Source organism: Acidicapsa dinghuensis (assembly GCF_025685685.1).
Classification (GTDB): Bacteria; Acidobacteriota; Terriglobia; order Terriglobales; family Acidobacteriaceae; genus Acidicapsa; species Acidicapsa dinghuensis.
Genome location: NZ_JAGSYH010000005.1, coordinates 507,324 through 525,317 on the forward strand (window position 1 = coordinate 507,324; position 17,994 = coordinate 525,317).

Below are 17,994 nucleotides of genomic sequence, written 5' to 3' on the forward strand. Positions count from 1 at the left end.
GTTAGCAGGTTGGCGACTCACCATTGATTCGCGGCGCAGCGAAATCCGACGTCGCGATGGCGCAGGTCCTCGGGAGCTCCGAGGCGATTTGAGATTCGCAGAGCGCGGGCGGCATTGAAAAATGAACCGCCCTTCAGCAGCCGGTTGCCCTCAGGGGCGGTGCCGATATCCGATACCCACTCCATGACGTTGCCCAGCATATCGAACAGGCCGTATCCGTTGGGAAGTTTTTGGCCGACGGGGTGGGTCGTGTCCTGGCTGTTGGGGTCATACCAGGCAATGGTGGAAAGCGGCTGCCTTGGAGGCTCTGTTGCTCCGCCATAGGCTGCATATTCCCACTCGGATTCGCTTGGCAAGCGCATGCCGATCCGGGCGCAATAGGTTCGCGCAGCCGGCCAGCTTACGCTGTCGACTGGAAGCTGCATGCCGATGTAGAAGCTGGGATTGGCGTGCATGATGTGCTGAAAGGCGAGCTGGGTGACCTCCGTGCGCCCGATCCAGAATCCCTCAGCAATCTTGATTTCAGCCCTCTTTCTTTCCCAGCCGAAGCAATTGGTGTCGCCGGTAAGACAGCCCGTCCAGTAGACGCCTGGCGGTATCCAGACATAGGCTAAGCCGTCTTTGGGGTTGATTCTGAGATGCTCCGCGGTTTTGTCCGGAGCCGGTGGGGATATGGCACATGCGGCCACGATCAAGACGATGGAAAGGATCTTCATCCCGAGGCTCGCTGCTTACGATTGCAGTATAGGCTTCATTCTTCGCGCAGGAGGATCATTGGATCGACAGCAAGGGCACGCCGGGCTGGTATCCAGGCTGCGATCATACCGATGCCGAGCATGGCGAAAATCACCCCGCCGAGGACAAAGGGGTCGCGTGGCGTGGCCTGATAGACGATGAACGATAGCACGCGGGTTGCGAGAATGCCGAGGACCATGCCTGCTGCTGAGCCGATGGCGAGAATGCGGAAGGCGCGTCCCAATGCCGCGGTGAGCACTTTGCGCTGATTGGCGCCGAGAGCTACGCGGATGCCGAGTTCGCGCAGGCGCTTGCTGACGGTGTAGGAGGCCATGCCGAAGATGCCGGTGATGGCGAGCATTGCGCCGAGCATGCCGAGGACACCGAGGGCTACGGTGGCTACGCGCGCGGCAAAGAGAGCGGAGTCGAGCTCGCTGCTCCAGGGCCTGATTTCGAGGGGCATAGAGGGGTCCAGCTTGCGCAGGGATCGTTGCAATGCGGCAGCAATCTCTTCCGGTTCGCGCTGTGACCGGACGATAAGCCAGACCTCACCTGATTTCTGCTGGAGGTAGGAATAGAACATCGCTGGTTTTGGATCTTCGGTGAGGGTTTCGTATTTGCCATCTTCAACGACGCCGATGACCTCGACGCGCTTGCCTCCCCAGACCTTGTAGTGGCTGCCGATGGCCTGTTGCACAGAACCAAATACTTTTTTCGCAAATTGTTGATTGATGACGGCTACCACAGGGGTCTTGTCCGTGTCGTGTTCCGTGAAGGTACGGCCAGCAAGCAACGATGTTTGGGCCGTGCGGAAATAGTCAGGCGAGATATCGAACTGTTGCGCGTCAGCGACGGCGTTGGCGCCGCGAAAGTCGGTGGTTTCGTCTTTGAAGACGCTGGAGTCATTGCCGCCGATGCTGAGCGGGAGACGGTCGGAGTATCCGACGGCGGTGACGCCCGGAATCGCAGCGGCGGTGTCGAGCATGCGTTTCTGCATCTGCACCTGCTGGTCGCCTTCATAGCCGGCCATGTGCAAGTCGGTATGTACGAGCATGACGCCGGACGGTTGGAATCCATAGTTGCTCTGCAAAGATCGGGCTAGGCCACGCACGGCTACGAGCGACGAGGTGACTAGTACGGCGCAGATGGCGATCTGCAGTGCGAGCAAAATATCGCGCAGGGTGAAGCGGCTTTGACCGGCGACGCTGGTGCCGCCCGCGCGCAGAATCTGCCACGGATCGGAACGGAGCACCTGGCGGACCGGGACGAGGCCAAAGAGCAGACCGCTGAAGATAGATAGCGCGAGCGCAAGCAGGTAGGTGCTGATATCCGGATTGACCGGCACATTGATCGGAATGCTGGGGATTGGCCGCCACGCGCTGAGGAAATGAAGGATGACGACGGCTCCTGCAATGCCCAGGACGCCTCCTGTGATCGAGACCAGGATGGCTTCGGTGAAGAGCTGGCGGAAGATGAATTTGCGGCGCGATCCGAGGGCCATTCGCAAGGCAATCTCACGGGACCGGTCGGCGGCCCGAGCTGCGAAGAGGCTACCGAGATTGGCGCAGGCTGCGAGCAGGATGAGACCGGCGAGGAGCATGAGTCCGGCCATGAAGGCGCGCGTTGGCTTGCCAAGCGTATTACCGGCGAGCCCTGGATGCGAGAGAGCGAACTTCAGGCCATCATCCGATTTTGGGTAGGCCTTGGAGAGTGATGCAGCGATCGCATTGATGTCCGAGGTTGCAGATTGGGGGGATGCGCCCGGTTTCAGATGTCCCATTATCCAGGTGAAGTGATCGCCGCGTTCTTCGATGGGATCCCAGCCTGCTACTCCCGGCAGATCGACGATGGGCATCCAGAAGTCTGGAGCGAAGAAAAGCTCGGTGCCGCGAAAGCCGGCAGGCGCAACACCGGCGATGGTGAAGGGATGTTTGTTGATCTGGACCGTGCGCCCGACTGCGGCGGGATTGGCATCGAAGTGGCTGTGCCAATAGTCATAGCTAAGGACGATAAAGGGGGCGCTGTCTTTGCCGTGCTCGTCGGAGGCATGAATGAATCGACCGAGATATGGCTGGATGCCAAGTGCGTCGAAGTAATTGCCGCTGACGATATAGGGCCAGACTACGGAGGGATTTCCGCTGCCAGTGTCGAGGCCCATTCCTCCCTGGATGTCGTAGGTTATGAGTGATTCGAAGCTGTTGCTGCGGTCACGGAGGTCACGGTAGTCGGGATAGGCCTGGGATGGAACCGTATCGGAGCCAAAGACGCGCTCGATCATGAAGAGGTTGCCGGGATTCGGAACGTTGAGCGGGCGTAGCACCAGCGCGTTGAGGACGCTGAAGACGATGGCGTTGGCGCCGATGGCGAGCGCCAGCGTGAACACGGCTGTAATGGCAAAACCGGGTGCTTTGCGCAACTGGCGCAGGGCGAGACGCAGATCTGCGTTCATGGTTCCCCCTTGGCTTCAAGCGGAAATACGGCGGCTGGAGTGAGGTTGTTCCGTGAATTTGTGAGGACGAAGGAAAATTTCCGCTTGCTCAGCCTGCTGCGTCGCGCAGGCCGCCGGTGGTGATGCGGACAAGGCCGCTTTCGGTACGGACCTGGAGGAAGCCGTGGTCGTCGAGTCCGGCGGTGATGCCGGTACACTCCTGCGGGCCGTGGACGTGGACGCTACGGCCTTTTACCCAAGTGGAGATAGCGGAGATGCGGGCGGGGATATTGGCTGCGGTTGTTGCTGAGTTTAGAGCGAGCAACTCTTCGTGCAATGCAATGAGCAGGTGGATCAGTAGCAGTTGACGGCTTGCGATGTTATCCGTGGTATCCACGGCATGTTTTTTGAGCTCAAGGTCGAATGATGTGGCGGGTGTGGCAAGATCCGGTGGGAAGCTCTGTTGGTGGAGATTGATGCCGATACCAATGATGACGGCGTTTACGCGATCTGACTCGAGCTGCGATTCGACGAGGATACCTCCAGTTTTGCGCGGGCCCATGAGCAGGTCGTTGGGCCAGCGCAGGTCTGCGATGAGGCCGGTTGTTTTCTCAATTGCTCGATGAGCGGCGAGGCCGGTGATGAGGGGTATCCAGATGAGGCCGGAAGTGTTGATCTGCGGGCGCAACAGCACACTCACGTAGAGGCCGTCGCCTGCATTGGAGTGCCAGTGATGGCCGCCTCGGCCGCGGCCTGCGGTCTGTTCGTCGGCGACGTAGAAGCTGCCATGCGGTGCGCCATTGCGGGCTTGTTCGAGCGCGTGGGTGTTGGTGGAGCCGATGGTGGGGAAGTGGTGCATCTGTCCCGCGAAGGGCGTGCCGGTGAGTGCGGCATCAATCGCGCGTGGGTCCAAGTCGCGAGGGCCTTGTATAGCTGGAGCCAAGTGTGCGTTCTCTTTTAGATATGCAGTCAGGCAATGCTGACGGCTATTGTCCTGAACCATTGCCTGTCGATGGGGTAGATGCAAGGGCTTTGTCGGAGGCATGCGGGCGCGTGCCGCTGAGTCCGCGCAGATAACGCTCTACTCCGTCAACGAGAGATTTGGCGATGCGTTCGCGATATTCGGGTTCGCGAAGCTGCTCGGCGTCATCGGGATTGGTGAGGAAGCTGATTTCGGCGAGAACCGAGGGCATCTGCGCGCCAATGAGGACGACGAAGGGAGCTTTTTTGACACCGCGATCTTTGAGTCCGGGATTGCCTTTGCGCAGGCCGTCGTAGAGGCCGGTGTCGATGTCAGCTGCAAATTCGCGGGACTCGTCGATCTTGTCTTTGAGGGCGATTTTGCGCACGAGGTCGGAGAGTTGATGGACGCCACTGGTGGACACTGCATTTTCACGCGCGGCAACGTCGAGCGCAGTGGGGTCGGAGGTGAAATTGAGGTAGTAGGCCTCGACGCCACGGGCATCGGGCTCGGGGCTGGAGTTGGCGTGGATGGAGAGGAAGAGATCGGCCTGCGCCTTATTAGCGATAGCCGTGCGCGTTTCAAGCGGGATGAAGGTGTCGGTGTCGCGCGTGTAGACGATCTCCGCGCCGAGTTGATCATGCAGCAGGCGGCCGACGCGGAGGGCTACGTCGAGGACCACATCTTTCTCTTCAATGCCGCCGGGGCCGAGGGTACCGGAGTCGTGCCCGCCGTGGCCGGGATCGATAACAATCCGGCCCACTTTGAGACCGAGAGCACGCACGAGGGATCGCTCACCGTCGGAGGTTGGGTCGGCAGGGTGAGCTACGGAGGCTTCTTCCGAATTGCTATCTGGTTTCGTTCCTCGGCGAGACTTGCTGCGGGATTTCGAGTCGGGCGTAGCTGTATTTGGCGTGGATGAAGCCGTTGACGCGGAGGCGTCTTCGCTGGGGCTTGGCGTTGCGTCAGACGGATGGCTGGATGGGACGCGCGCGGCGACTGGCTTTGCTGTAGGGCCGGCAGTGGCGGGGATCTTGGCAGGCTCGGTGCTGAGCGCGGCTACGTCGGCTACGGAATTGTCGCCCTGCGGCGCTGGTTTTGCGTTGGAGGCAGCGAGTTTGTTGGCCGATTTATCGCTGTGTACGTCGATGATGAGACGCCATGGGTTGGGCAGCAGGAACGCCGAGTAGCCGCTGACATCGGTGATGTCGAGGACGACGCGTGTTACATCTTGCTGAAACTGGGCGGCGCGAATGCGTTTCAGATAGCCGTCGTCGATGACCTGGACTTCTTTGCCGTTGAGACCGGGCGCGAGGCGTGCGCCGTGAAGATCGAAGAAGATGCGGTCGGGATTGGGCACGCGCGCTGCTTCGTACTCCACTTTGCCGCCTAGATCGATGGCGATGCGGGTTGAGGTGGGGTTGGACCAGTGACGCATGCCGGTGATGAGAACGGGCTTGCCGGAGCTGTGGGTTACGGTATCGACTTGCTGCGACTCTACCGGTTGATCCTGTGCTGCGGGGATGGGCGTGGGGGCTGGTGCGGGAGTGGTTTCGCGGGGCTGCTGCGCTACCTGTGGCTGCGATTCCGGACGCGAACGCTTCACCGAGGCTCTGTCGCTGCGGTGGGTGGTGGTTCGCTGGCCCTCCATCTGTTTCAGCTCAAGCTGAGCCTGCTCCGAGAACGATGTGTCGGGCATTTCCTGGATGACCTGGCGGAGTTTTTCCTTGGCGCAGCCAGTGTCATTTAGATCCTGGCGGCAGACTTCGGCTTCAAGCAACAGGGCGTTATCGACCTGCGGGCTTTGAGGATATTGCTGCCTGAGAAATTCATACTGGCCGAGTGCGTCACGCGAGGCTTTTGCATCGTGCAGGACACGGCCTTTTTCTGCGAGCAGGTCGGCTACGGCTGCGACTGCGGCGGGAGCTTTCGATACTCCGGGCTTGTCGTGGTAAATGGCGCGGAAGGCTTCGAGAACTTCTTCATAGCGATCTCGCGTGCGTTGCTCTGGCGGTAGAGCCTCAAGCTTGTCGCGTAGCTGGACTGCGTGTTCCCAGGGATCAACGGTGCGTTCGCGATGTGTACGGTGCTGGGCAAACGCGGATGCTGGTGCTAAAGACGCGAGGAAAAGAACAACGGCAAGCGAATGGGGCCGCCTGAAGGCTCGGGGAAAATGAAACATTGGCACGGCAGAGCCCGCGCGGCAAAATGCCGTCCCTGTGTCTGCCGGCATGGCGGGGGAGATAGGCATCGCCGCAATCGTCTCAACTTGATTGTATCGCTGGACCGAGTGTGGCTGGCGGGAGGGGGCTCTGACGGGAATACGATAGCGCACTCCCGTCTGCCAGGGGTGATGTGTGTCTAGCGACCATGGGCGAAGCTGCCGTAGGGCGACGGTTTATGGTAAGAGGCTGAGTTGTCGACGTTGTGGGCGGTAGCAATCTTACGGATCATGTCGAGATGAGACTGGATCATTGCCGCACCTTCGCGGGCTGCATGCTTTACTTCCGGAGATGTGCCGTCGGCTTCTTCCTGCTGGAAAGCCTTCAGGTCGTCTTCGTGGGCCTTGACCATGGCCTTGATGTAGGCATCGTCAAACGTTTTGCCTGAGAGCATTTCGAGCTTGGCTTTTTCAGCGGTATCGCCAAGCGTTGTAGAGTCGGGCGCAGAAACGCCGATGTCGCTGGCTACGACCTTCATGCGGTCGCCAAGACGGGAGTGATCTGTGACCATCTTCTGGCCGAAGGCTTTTACGTCTTCACTTGCTCCTTTTTGCGCCGCGAGCTGGCCGAGCGAGACTTCGGCCATCCCGCCTTTCAGGGCTTCGGTGACAAATTTTTTGTCGGTGTCGGTTGCCGATGATGATGACGAGGCTGAGGCACGAACAATAATGAGGCCCGTGGCTACCAGCAGACAAGCAGCTGGAACGGTAGCAAAGCGCAATAAAGACTGATTTTTCATAGGGACTACTCCTCTTACTCCTCTAACGCTCATAGGGACTACTCCTCTTACTCCTCTAACGCACAGGTGAGCATGATACTGATTCCTGTGATTCCTCCTGATGGGAAGGGAAGAGTGGCGAGTAAGTTGTCCGTCAGGGTGGTGTTTGCCTCGCGCCAGACGAAAGGCCTGAGCAATCTTGCACAGTCGATCATTGAGACGAGAGCCTTCTAAACAACAGAAGGCTCTTGCTTTGCGAGATTGTCAGGCGAGTAGTTCGCCGACAATGCCGGGGGCTGCGGCGAGGGCTGCGCCGAGCTGGGCTTGATCCTTGCCCCCCGCTTCTGCGATTTCTGGTTTGCCGCCTCCGGAGCCGCCGACGAGCTTTGCGACTGCACCGACGAGCTTGCCCGCCTGGATGCGTTTGGTGAGGCCGGGAGTGACGCCGGCGATGATGGCGACTTTGCCCTCGGGCTGGGCTGAGCCGAGGACTACGACGCCTTCGCCGAGGCCTTGCTTGAGGTTATCGACGAGGGTGCGGAGCTGGCCGCGGTCTAGCTGGTCGGCGCGCAGGGTGGCGACTTTGACGCCTTTGACTTCGACGGCGGAAGCGAGCGCGGCGTCGAGGGTGGATGCGGCGGACTTCATGCGCAGCTCTTCGAGTTCGCGGCGCAGGCGCTTCATTTCGTCTTCCTGTTCGGAGAGTTTGAGGCGCAGGGCTTCGGCCGGGGCTGACGCTCCTGACGACGCGGGGAGCGGAGGAGCCACCTGTGCGGCTACCTGGGCTACGGCGTAGTCGCGGCGGAAGGCGTCGAGCGAACCGGTGCCGCTGATGGCCTCGACGCGGCGGACGCCGGAGGAGACGGAGCCCTCGCCGGTGATTTTGATTAGGCCGATCTCGCCGGTGGCTGCGGTGTGGGTGCCTCCGCAGAGTTCGGTGGAGAAGCCGTCGGAGAGACGGACGACGCGGACTTTGTCGCCGTATTTTTCGCCGAAGAGGGCCATGGCGTGGAACTCGTTGACGGCGACGTCGATGGGCACGTCGACGAGGGTTTCGACGGCGGCGTTGGCGAGGACTTCGCGGTTGACGATGGACTCGGTCTCTTCGAGCTCTTCGGGGGCAACCTGGGCGAAGTGGCTGAAGTCGAAACGGAGGCGCGTGGGGTCGACGAGCGAGCCGGCCTGTTTGACGTGGGTGCCGAGAACCTGGCGCAGCGCGGCGTGGAGCAGATGGGTGCCGGTGTGGTTGCGCTTGATGGCGTCGCGGCGGACGCCGTCGACGACGGTGTTAACGCGGTCGCCGAGGGAGATGTCCTGTTTGAGGATGGCTTTGTGAGCGCGGACGCCTTGCACGGGCAGGACACAGCCGATGATTTCGGCGACGGTGAGGTTGCCGTCGAGCGAGGTGAAGCGGCCTGTGTCGCCGATCTGGCCGCCGGAGTCGCCGTAGAAGCTGGTGCGGTCGAGGACGATATCGACGGAGTCTCCGGCTTTGGCTGCGGGGACGCCTGCCCCGTCCTTGACGATGGCGAGGACTTCGGCGTCTTTGGCGATGAGCTGGGCGTAGCCGAGGAAGTCGGTTTTGGGCAGATCGCGGAAGGCTGGGCTGGCGGTTTTGGTTGCGCCGCCTTTCCAGGAGGCGCGGGCTCGGGCTTGTTCTTCGCTGCGGGCGCGTTCGAAGCCTTCGGAGTCGAAGGCGATGCCGGCGTCGCGGGCGGCGTCGACCATGAAGTCTAGTGGGAGGCCGAAGGTTTCATAGAGGTGGAAGGCCTGCTCCCCCAGCCAGAAACTCTTAGGCCGGTGAGGCATTTGGGCAAGATTTGGCGATACTAAACCACCCGATGCAGAAATTGTTTGCACCCAACTTGCAGGCAGGCCGGGTGAGGCGAGCGAAGAACTTATGTAATCCGCTGCACTGGCGGGGGCATTTAAGGATGATCGCGAAGGGATTATGTATTCTTCCGCAGTTTCGAGTGGGAGAGTTTGGAATCCTGAATTCCGCAGTTCAAAGACCTTGTCACGTAATGAGATTACGAGTTCTCTCTGCTTATTTTGAATCTCTCCAAAGATGGCTGGATCAAGGGTCGTTTGTGTCGATTTAATTTCGTTCACTTCAGGCTCAGATTCGTCGAGCCCGAGTGACAAGCTTCGGGCAAATTGCCTCTCTTCCGATTCGACGATCTTTGCAACTCGATCAGCTGAATCGATCAACTCAGGATATGCGCAACTCATCAGATCACGCACTGCATAGACCATCTGGAACAGGAATGGCTGTTCCTGTCCTAGCAAGTGACCGTGGCGGATGCCTCGGCGGAGGATTTTGCGCAGGACGTAGCCGCGGCCTTCGTTGGAAGGTAGGACACCATCATTGATGAGGAAAGTCGCGGCGCGGGCGTGATCGGCGATGATGCGAAGACTGGCGCTTTGAAGAGCTTGATGCAATCTGACTTGTTGCAAAAATTCTTCTGTTAACGGTTCTACTAGCGCTGCCGATCTACGGCTACTCTCATTGGGTTCATCGAATTTGAAATTCGTTAGTTCAGCAGCACGAAGGATCAGTGGCGTGAAGAGGTCGGTTTCAAAGTTCGATAGCTTGCCTTGAATCACTGCGGCGGTGCGCTCAAGGCCCATGCCGGTATCGATGCTGGGCTTAGGTAGTGGGGTGAGCTTGTAGCCGATTGTCTTGCCGAGTGGGTCGGTTGCGGCGGAGCGGTCGAACTGCATGAAGACGAGGTTCCAGATTTCGACGTAGCGGGCTTCGTCCTGCGGGAAGGGCAGGTCGAGTGGCTTGCCGTCGGGGCCGGTGGATTCGGAGGCTTCGAGGCCCATGTCGTAGAAGATTTCGGAGCAGGGGCCGCAGGGGCCGGTTTCGCCCATCTGCCAGAAGTTGTCCTTGGCTCCCATGGCGAAGATGCGCTCTCTGGGGACGCCGGTTTCGATCCAGTACTGCTCGGCTTCGTCATCGCGCGGGACGCCGTTGGCCGGGTCGCCTTCGAAGATGGTGACGTAGAGCTTGTCTTTATCGATGCCGAACCACTCGGGGCTGGTGACGAGCTCCCATGCGTAGGCGATGGCGTCGTGCTTGAAGTAGTCGCCGAAGCTGAAGTTGCCTAGCATCTCGAAGAAGGTGTGGTGGCGGCGGGTGAAGCCGACATTTTCGAGATCGTTGTGCTTGCCGCCGGCGCGGACGCACTTCTGCGAGGTGGTGGCGCGGGTGTAGTCGCGCTTTTCTGCGCCGGTGAAGACGTCTTTGAACTGGTTCATGCCGGCGTTGGCGAAGAGCAGCGTGGGGTCGTTGGCCGGGACGAGTGAGGACGAGGCTACGCGGCGGTGGTCCTTGGACTCAAAAAAGCGCAGAAATGTCTCGCGGATTTCGTTACCTGAGCGGTATTGCATGGCTATTCAAGTGTAATTGGCGCCCGGGGAAGGATGTCATTCCAGGCCGGATGAATTCGAGTGAGAAGGAACGGAGGAGTGAGAGGAGGGTGGCCGCAGATGAATGGTTGTGCGGCCGGATCGTGCGAAAGCTGCGGTCAGGCTGGTTGTGAAGCGTGGTCAGCCGTAGACAACTCATGAGTTGAATTGTGGAGGTGATGAACCAACCGCAATCCAAAGGCTACGGCCAACAGTGTAGAGTTGGCCTGGCCCGACGTTGGGAAGACACTGCTCGAAGCGACGTAGAGATTGTCGACGCCGTGCACTTTGAGGTCCGGATCGACGACGCTCTGAGCCGGGTCTGTTCCCATGCGGGTTGACCCTACCTGGTGGAAGCCGTCCGCTGCCTGAGCCCAGACTTTCTTGCGTAAATCCTGGCCCTCGTAGAAATACTCGAGGCGTCCGATGCCGCTAGATTGCAGTGCCTGGTCGAGCAGTGCATGAGAGTCCAGAACGCTCTGAACGTCCTGCTCGGTGAAGCGGAGATCAATCTGCGCGCGTTGCAGGCCGAACGAGTCTCGCTCGCTGCTGAGGCTGATCCGGCTTTCCGGATCGGGCACCTGTTCGGCGTGATAGTGCAGGGCGTATTTTCTGCCCGCATTGGGAACCAGAAATCCGGGTTTCTTGGGCTTGCGGATGAAACGATCACGGAGAATTCGATAGATATCCACCGCGCCGCGCGGAGCGCCGAGGATTGCATTGCGCAGATGTGCTCCGAGCCGGTATGGCCGTGGTCCGGTGTGTGCGAGGCGAATGGCTTCCGACAAAAGCCGCCGGCCGGTCGGCGGAAAAGCGAGCGCGAGAAAGACCGAGGACAGAACTCCACTCTTGTGGCTGGGATCGTAAAAGGCAGGATTGTCAGGCCAGAATGCCGTGTTGAGAACGCGATGCTGTATCTGCGTCTCCGCGGTTAGCATGAATCGCCGACGGATGTAGGCGCCTGTACTGTCGAGCTTGAAGTCCAGATCGGTGACCGTCTTGGAATCGTTGAAGAGGATGCTCGCAATCTTCCCCGAGATATGGCCCATGTAGTACCGGCCCAGCGGGCCATCAATACCACCGCCCAGCTCAGGCCATTGCTGCTGGGTGTGGAGCAACAGGCGGGTGGTTTCCACTCCACCCATTGCTAGTATGACGCGGCGGGCACGCACGGTAGCATCACCGTTTGGCGTCTTTACCGTAAGGCTCTGGAGCGGCCGCTCGCCCACGCTGTTGCGCGGGCCTAGATTGATCTGCGTAACGACGCTTTTCAAGCTGATGTGGATTCGCTTGGATGCAAGCAGGCGTTCGCGATGGAGCAGGATGACCCTGGACTCGCGAGCCCATCGCTCGACCCAGTCCAACGTCAATCCACCACTCAGCTTTCTTCCCAGCGGTATTTCAAAACGGTCTCCGCCGCAAAACAGGTAGTCCGTCGCGGGCTGGTACCAGGGACGAATCTCGCCATGGCTTATTGGCCAGGGCGCGTTGGGCACGAACTCGCGCGGCATCAGGTCCACGTCATCGTAGGCAACGCAACGGCCACCCCAGGTCCAGGAGGTTCCGCCGAGCGCCCGGCAGACAGCAATCTCCATCGGTGCATGGCGGTCGGGATCGACGATTTCTGCATGCGAATCACTGGCGGCGGATGGGTCGAACGAGGCATCGCCAGCCTCGAGAAGCAGCACATCCTGGCCGAGCTTCTCGCACTCGAGCGCCGTGGCCATGCCCACAGGTCCGGAGCCGACGATACACAGCTCCCAAACCTTGTTGTCTGAAAGACTTTCTTCGATCATGAGCACCCGTGGGGGGAACAGGTTGGAGATGATCTCGCAACGAAAACGCTCTTGAAGAGACGCCTCGATTGGCCCAAAACCGAACCGGTTTACCGGGCAATGGTCTTACTCCATCCTACTATGGCGATCTGTAGCGATCTATGGCGACGGATGCGCTCGTCTTATTCCCCGGAGGCTTCCACATCGAGGCCTTCAATGGCGGACAAGGACTCCTCGGGTAGATTCCACTGACGCAGGACTTTGTAGATGATGCTGGTGGAGAAACCTGCTCCTACCATGCGGCGCAGGATGCGGGCGGTTTCTTTTTCATTCTCGGGTTTGCGCAGGCGCTTGCGGTCGAGGTATTGGCGGGCGAGGGTTTCTTCGTCTACGGCTTCGTAGCGGGCTTCGATGGTCTCTTCGATGATGGGCTTGGCTACGCCCTTTTGCGCGAGGTCCTGACGGACGCGGCGCGGGCCGAATTTTTCGTTTTCCTGGCGCAGGCGGGCGTAAGTTTCGGCGAAGGCTGTGTCGTTGAGCAGGCCGTATTCTTTGAGTTTTGCGAGGACGCGGGTGATTTTGGCGGAGCCGGTTTCGCCGGGCTCTACTTTGGATTGCATGAGGCGACGGAGTTCGGCTTCGGAGCGCATCTTGCGGCCGAGGGATTTTAGAGCGTACTCGTGGAGGGTGGGTTCGTCGAGTGGATCTGTTCGTTTTGAAGTGCGGCCAAAGGGCATAAGCGTTCACACAGAGAGATCAGTTTAGAGCGGGCTTTCAGCCCTCATGTCTCTCTCTATCTTCGTGCACCCAGGCCGATGGCCTGGGCTGGGATAGTGTCGCGCCTTTGGCGCTGGGCCTGGGGCCTGACGAGGATTGCAGCGGATGCGGCGAGCGTGCGGTGGATGAGGTGGGCTGAGCTCTCTTCCATGGCCGCTGATCCTTGTTTGGTTCATTGGGGTTTGGTCCATTGGGTCTCACTTTGTCCATTGGTCGACCCAGTCGTTGACGGTTTTGTACCAGAGCTGGGAGTTTTGGGGTTTGAGGACCCAGTGGCCTTCGTCGGGGAAGTAGAGCATTTTGCTGGGGATGTGGAGGAGTTGGAGGGTGTCGAAGAGCTGGAAGCCTTCGCTGACGTCGAGGCGGTAGTCGAGTTGGCTATGGACTACGAGTGTAGGTGTCTTGAAATTCTTTGCTGAGAGGGATGGGGACCATTTGCGGAAGGGATTCTGATCGTCAGGTTTGCCGTAGTAGTCCCACGGGTGGCCTTTAAATTCCCAGGTGTTGAACCAGTCTTCTTCGGTTGAGCCAAAGGCGGATTCGGCGTTGAACATGCCGTCGTGGCTGACGATGCACTTGAAGCGGTTGGTGTGGCCAAGGATCCAGTTGGCCATATAGCCGCCGTAGCTGGCGCCGAGGGCGCATTCGCGGTTCTTGTCGATGAAGGGGTAATGCTGCTCGGCGTAGTCGAGGCCGGTCATGAGGTCGGTGAAGGGCTTGCCGCCCCAGTCGCCGTTGACTCGGTCAATGAAGGCCTGGCCGTAGCCCGTGCTGCCGCCTGGGTTGATCATGATGACTACGTAACCGTTGGCGGCGAAGAGCTCAGGGTTCCAGCGGTAGCTCCAGCTATCGCCCCATGCGCCCTGCGGGCCGCCGTGGATCAGGAATTTTACGGGGTATTTCTTGTTGGGGTCGAAGTTGGGTGGGCGGATTAGGAAGCCTTGGACTTTGGTGCCGTCGGAGGCGGGGAACCAGAAGGATTCCATCTTGGGGAGGTCGAGTTGGGCAAGGAGAGAATCGTTGAGATGGGTGATCTGATCTTCTTGATAATTTATCGATATAGATCGAACCCCCTCAGGTTGATTCTTCAGGTGCTCAATTGGTCCGACTGATTCCAGCCGCACTATCTCCGATGGCCGATCGACATGCATTTCACTGACAACCAATTGTTCGCTAGATTGACTGATGGGCGAAGGCTGCCAAACAACTGTGTTGATACCACTGAACTCTGCAGAGTGTGCGATGAGCATCGCAGAGCGTGCATCAATATCTAAACCGAAAATGTCTGCCTCGCCCTGATTACCTGAAACGACATAGATATCAGCGGGAGCAGTATGGATCGACTCTTTCTCGTGTCCCCAGATAAATTCGTCAACCCATCGATCAAATTTTGGAAGCAATTCCTTAGTTGATTTCGCGGAACGGTCGTACAGCATTAGCCGGAATTTATCACTCTCGTATCCCGCACGGGCTTGTGATCGCCATGCTAGATATTTGCCGTCGGGTGAGTAAGCGGGACCGAGGTCACCGCCGGGGCTGGTGCTGATCTTGACTGGCTTGGCTGTGGGGTTTGTCAGGTCGAGCGTGAAGATGTCGGAGTTGGTGCTGATGGCTGGTTCTGGGTCGAGGTTTTCGGTGAAGGCGAGTTCTTTCGAGTCGGGTGAGATGGCGCAGCCGCAGCCGCCTTCGAGTGAGAAGGGTGGGACGTCATGCGGATCGTTTGGCGTGAGGTCGCGGATTTTGCCGGTGGCCACATCCATGAGGAAGAGATGGCTGCGCTTGTCGCCGGTGAAGGCGTTCCAATGGCGGTAGAGCAGGTGAGTGAAGATGCGGGCCTTGACCTTGCTTGCGGCTTGCTCGGCATCGCGGTCCATATCGCATGTTGCCGCGGCCTGATTGTCAGGTGTGATGGCTGGGCAGTCGGGATAGACCTTTGCCGTGAAGACGATGGATTGGCCGTCGGGTGACCAGATGGCGCTGTCTTCATCGAGCAGCGGTGTTTGTTCGCCTAATGTATCTGCGTGGTAGAGGTGGCCGAGCGTGGGGTTCACGGCGTTGGAGGTTTCGCCGGTGGCGGGGTCGAAGTCGGCGACGTAGACGAGTTGTGTGCCGAGACGGTTGGAGAGGAAGAGGATGTGTTTGCCGTCGTGAGAGAAGCGCGCATTGCCGTCGCCGGGTTTGGTGACGGAGACTACTCTTGGCTCTCGACTGCCGCCTATCGGCTGAATCCAGATTTTGGGTGTGCGGGTGTTGGCGGCGAGGTCGACGTCGGTGACGGAGTAGAGCAGCCATTTGCCGTCGGGTGAGACGTCGGTGTCGCCCAGGCGGCGCATCTTCATCATGTCCTCAAAGGTCATTGGCCGCTTGGCTGCTGATTGGGCTGAAGCTGCTAGAGGCATCAACAATGCGCCAAACGCGGCCAGCATGAGCAAAGAACGATTCCGCATGCAATCCTTCCCGTCCGCAGCGTACAGCGCGGAAAGGGAAGTTTACATGGCGAAGGGCAAGTGTGAAGTATGAGTACGAAGTGTGAAAAGGAGGAAGAGATCAGCTCACAGGCAGGTCGAGCAGGATGCCCGCGCCGGTGGGAGTGTAGTTGATGGCGGAGATGTTGCCGCGATGCTCGCGAACGATGGCGGCGCAGAGGCTGAGACCAATGCCGGGAGAATCGGCGCCTCCAAAGCCTGATGAAAGCGAATCGAAGGCGCGCTCTGGATGCGGAAACCCCTGGCCTGAATGCGCGATCAGAATGTGGACGCGCCCATCTTCCGGGACGGAGGATGTGGCTTCAATGCGGATGGATCGTTCCTGGTTGGGTTCGACGCGCATGACAGTATCGATTGCGTATTGTGTGGCGTGCAGTAGCGCCTGACGAAGCTGATGTGCATTGCCGAAGATCTGTGGCATGTCTGGTTCGATCGACATGCGGAATTCAATGGCGTTGCGCAGAAAATCGGTGCGGTGCATCTGCTCCACATCGGTGATGAGATCGGCGAGGGAGAAGGCGCTATAGCGCTCGGAAGAGATGCGGCTGAAGCGGGCGAGGCGGTCGAGGATGCCTTTCATCCGGCGCGACTCCTGTGTGATGGCCTCGGCTGCGCGCCTGTCTGCGGGCGTAGGTACGGATTCTTCAAGCAGGGCCGAATATCCAAGGATGACTGTCAGAGGATTATTGAGCTGCTGCGCAACGTTGTTGGCGAGTTGGCCGACGCCTGCGAAACGTTCCGAGTCGATCAGCTTGCCGAGCATCATGGCTTGCGCGCGCGCGGCCTGCAGGCGGCCGGCAAGGATCTCAAGCGGCATCAGGTCTTCGGCATGCAGTGTTTCGACGGGGACTGCCGGACTGCTGATAAGAATCGCGCCCTCGATCGTATGATCGGGGCCTCGCAGTGGTACTGCGCCGAGGTGAGTGATGCTCAGCCGTTCCAAATCATCGCCCGGCGCGAGCCACGGTGTCAGATCGAGATTGAGGCCGGAGCTTTGCGGGACGAGGGGTTCGGAGCAGTCTTCAAGGCTGGTTGCGGGAAGCCGTTGAGCGAGGGCGTCCAGGGCTCCCGCGGTCGCACCATCCATGCCGGCAAATCCAGCCAGTGTGAAAGAATTGGCAGCCGTACGCACCAACAGCCCCGCAGTGTGGAAGCAACTGTTCTCGACGATCATGTGGCAGAAACGGCTGGAAGCGCGATCGAACTCTTCCAGGCTGCGCGCGGTCAGAGCAGGCCTGGCGTAGGCTTCGAGCTCCATGCGGACGCGCCGTTCTCGACGCTGTGCGTCCTCGTTTTTGTCGACCTCGTCTTCCAGGACGAGCAGAATCAATCCCATGGCAACGATGATCTTGCCGAGAATGACCATTCGCGCCAGCACTACGGTTGCTGAATCGAACGGGACGAAGGGATTGACTAATTGAAAGAAAGGTGGAATGGCGACGAGGACGAAACCGGATGAAGTGAGAAATACGCCCGGAGAGAGGCGTGGAAAGGTGTAGCAGACCAGCAGAGTGGTCATGAACATATTGCCGGCTTCGACGACCAGCAACGGCAGATGCACATCGCGCTGAATGAAAAACACGATTCCGAGGGCGGTAGTAAAACCGACGACCAGCGCGGCCAGCCAGAGGGGAACACGTCCTTTGCGCAGACCCCAAAGTACGGCTACGGCAGCGGCCCAGAACGCCAGAAATGCGTAGGCCCAGAGGAAGGTCTTTCCTGTCGGAAGCGTGACGCCGTAGTAAAGGACGGAGTAGAGGAGAATGGGGATGGTGTAGGGGACGACGTAGAGAATTTCGAGCTTGCCAAGCTTGAAGCTGATTGGCGAGAGAGAGGCCAGGAAGAAGGCCGAGCTGAGCATGAAGGCAGATTCGGAACCGACGGTGAGCCACATAACCGCGGACGGGACGTGCCCTCCGGTGGGAACCAGCCAATGGCCGACCATCCACTGCAGCAACGACTGAAGCTCAGCGCAACTGAGGGCCAGTAGCCACAAGAGTGTGCGAACACTGCGGAAGCGCGAATGCAGGTAAGAAAAGGCGAGCAGGAGCGCGGCGATCAACAGAATTGCGGGAATCTGGTAGTCGTCGAACATGAAGGAAAGACCTCAGACTCCTCTGGTGGAGGCAGCGAATACGATGATCCGACTGTTGCGCTTATGCAATAGCGAAGTGCGTAGTTCCCTGTGAGACAGACTGGTGCAGGCAATCACCGCTTCGTGCTCACCGGAGTTCGATTGCGGATGCTGACTACTATCTTCTAACGGATTGTCGGCTGCGCATCCAGAAAAGCAATTTGCTGGTTATGGTTTTCTTACGAAATGCCTGTCGAACGGTATGGTCTCGGGATAAAGCCTGTAGCTGGTAACGGCTGCAAGTACAGTGCGAGAGACCGCTCAGGAGACTGCGAATCCAAGAGCAAATATGGTTTCAACATTTCAAACCGGTAGTCCTGAGCTTCCGTTGGCTGCTGTCAATT

Annotated in this window: 11 protein-coding genes; all 11 read right to left on the reverse strand. The window is 59.2% G+C overall.

Annotation, left to right across the window (positions count from 1 at the left end; all coding sequences use genetic code 11):
- Positions 1-17: 17 nt before the first annotated feature.
- The 11 genes from OHL22_RS16925 to OHL22_RS16975 all read right to left on the reverse strand — a co-directional run bounded on the left by OHL22_RS16925 (position 18) and on the right by OHL22_RS16975 (position 17,611).
- The gene (locus OHL22_RS16925) at positions 18-716 is read right to left on the reverse strand and encodes a formylglycine-generating enzyme family protein (protein WP_263339919.1); all 699 of its coding nucleotides are present in this window, start codon (positions 714-716) and stop codon (positions 18-20) included.
- Positions 717-751: 35 nt separating this feature from the next.
- Positions 752-3,184, reverse strand: a complete 2,433-nt coding sequence (locus tag OHL22_RS16930; protein WP_263339921.1) for an ABC transporter permease — start codon at positions 3,182-3,184, stop codon at positions 752-754.
- A gap of 88 nt (positions 3,185-3,272) precedes the next feature.
- The gene (locus tag OHL22_RS16935; RefSeq protein WP_263339923.1) at positions 3,273-4,106 is read right to left on the reverse strand and encodes a biotin--[acetyl-CoA-carboxylase] ligase; all 834 of its coding nucleotides are present in this window, start codon (positions 4,104-4,106) and stop codon (positions 3,273-3,275) included.
- A 43-nt stretch (positions 4,107-4,149) separates the two neighbouring features.
- Positions 4,150-6,375, reverse strand: a complete 2,226-nt coding sequence (locus OHL22_RS16940) for an N-acetylmuramoyl-L-alanine amidase (RefSeq protein WP_263339924.1) — start codon at positions 6,373-6,375, stop codon at positions 4,150-4,152.
- Between the two features lie 110 nt (positions 6,376-6,485).
- Entirely contained in the window at positions 6,486-7,085 is a 600-nt protein-coding gene (locus OHL22_RS16945; protein ID WP_263339925.1) for a DUF4142 domain-containing protein, read from the reverse strand.
- Positions 7,086-7,328: 243 nt separating this feature from the next.
- A complete protein-coding gene (gene alaS / locus OHL22_RS16950) occupies positions 7,329-10,460 on the reverse strand; it encodes an alanine--tRNA ligase (protein WP_263339926.1) in 3,132 nt (1,043 codons plus the stop codon).
- A gap of 137 nt (positions 10,461-10,597) precedes the next feature.
- Positions 10,598-12,274, reverse strand: a complete 1,677-nt coding sequence (locus OHL22_RS16955; protein ID WP_263339927.1) for a GMC oxidoreductase — start codon at positions 12,272-12,274, stop codon at positions 10,598-10,600.
- 161 nt (positions 12,275-12,435) lie between these two features.
- Positions 12,436-12,990, reverse strand: coding sequence for a regulatory protein RecX (locus OHL22_RS16960; RefSeq protein WP_263339928.1), 555 nt, complete (start codon positions 12,988-12,990; stop codon positions 12,436-12,438).
- Positions 12,991-13,046: 56 nt separating this feature from the next.
- Positions 13,047-13,181 (reverse strand): hypothetical protein, encoded by a 135-nt coding sequence (locus tag OHL22_RS16965; protein ID WP_263339929.1) that lies wholly within the window; start codon positions 13,179-13,181, stop codon positions 13,047-13,049.
- A gap of 46 nt (positions 13,182-13,227) precedes the next feature.
- Entirely contained in the window at positions 13,228-15,477 is a 2,250-nt protein-coding gene (locus OHL22_RS16970) for a dipeptidyl-peptidase 5 (RefSeq protein WP_263339930.1), read from the reverse strand.
- A 100-nt stretch (positions 15,478-15,577) separates the two neighbouring features.
- Entirely contained in the window at positions 15,578-17,611 is a 2,034-nt protein-coding gene (locus OHL22_RS16975; RefSeq protein WP_263339931.1) for a sensor histidine kinase, read from the reverse strand.
- Positions 17,612-17,994: the final 383 nt, after the last annotated feature.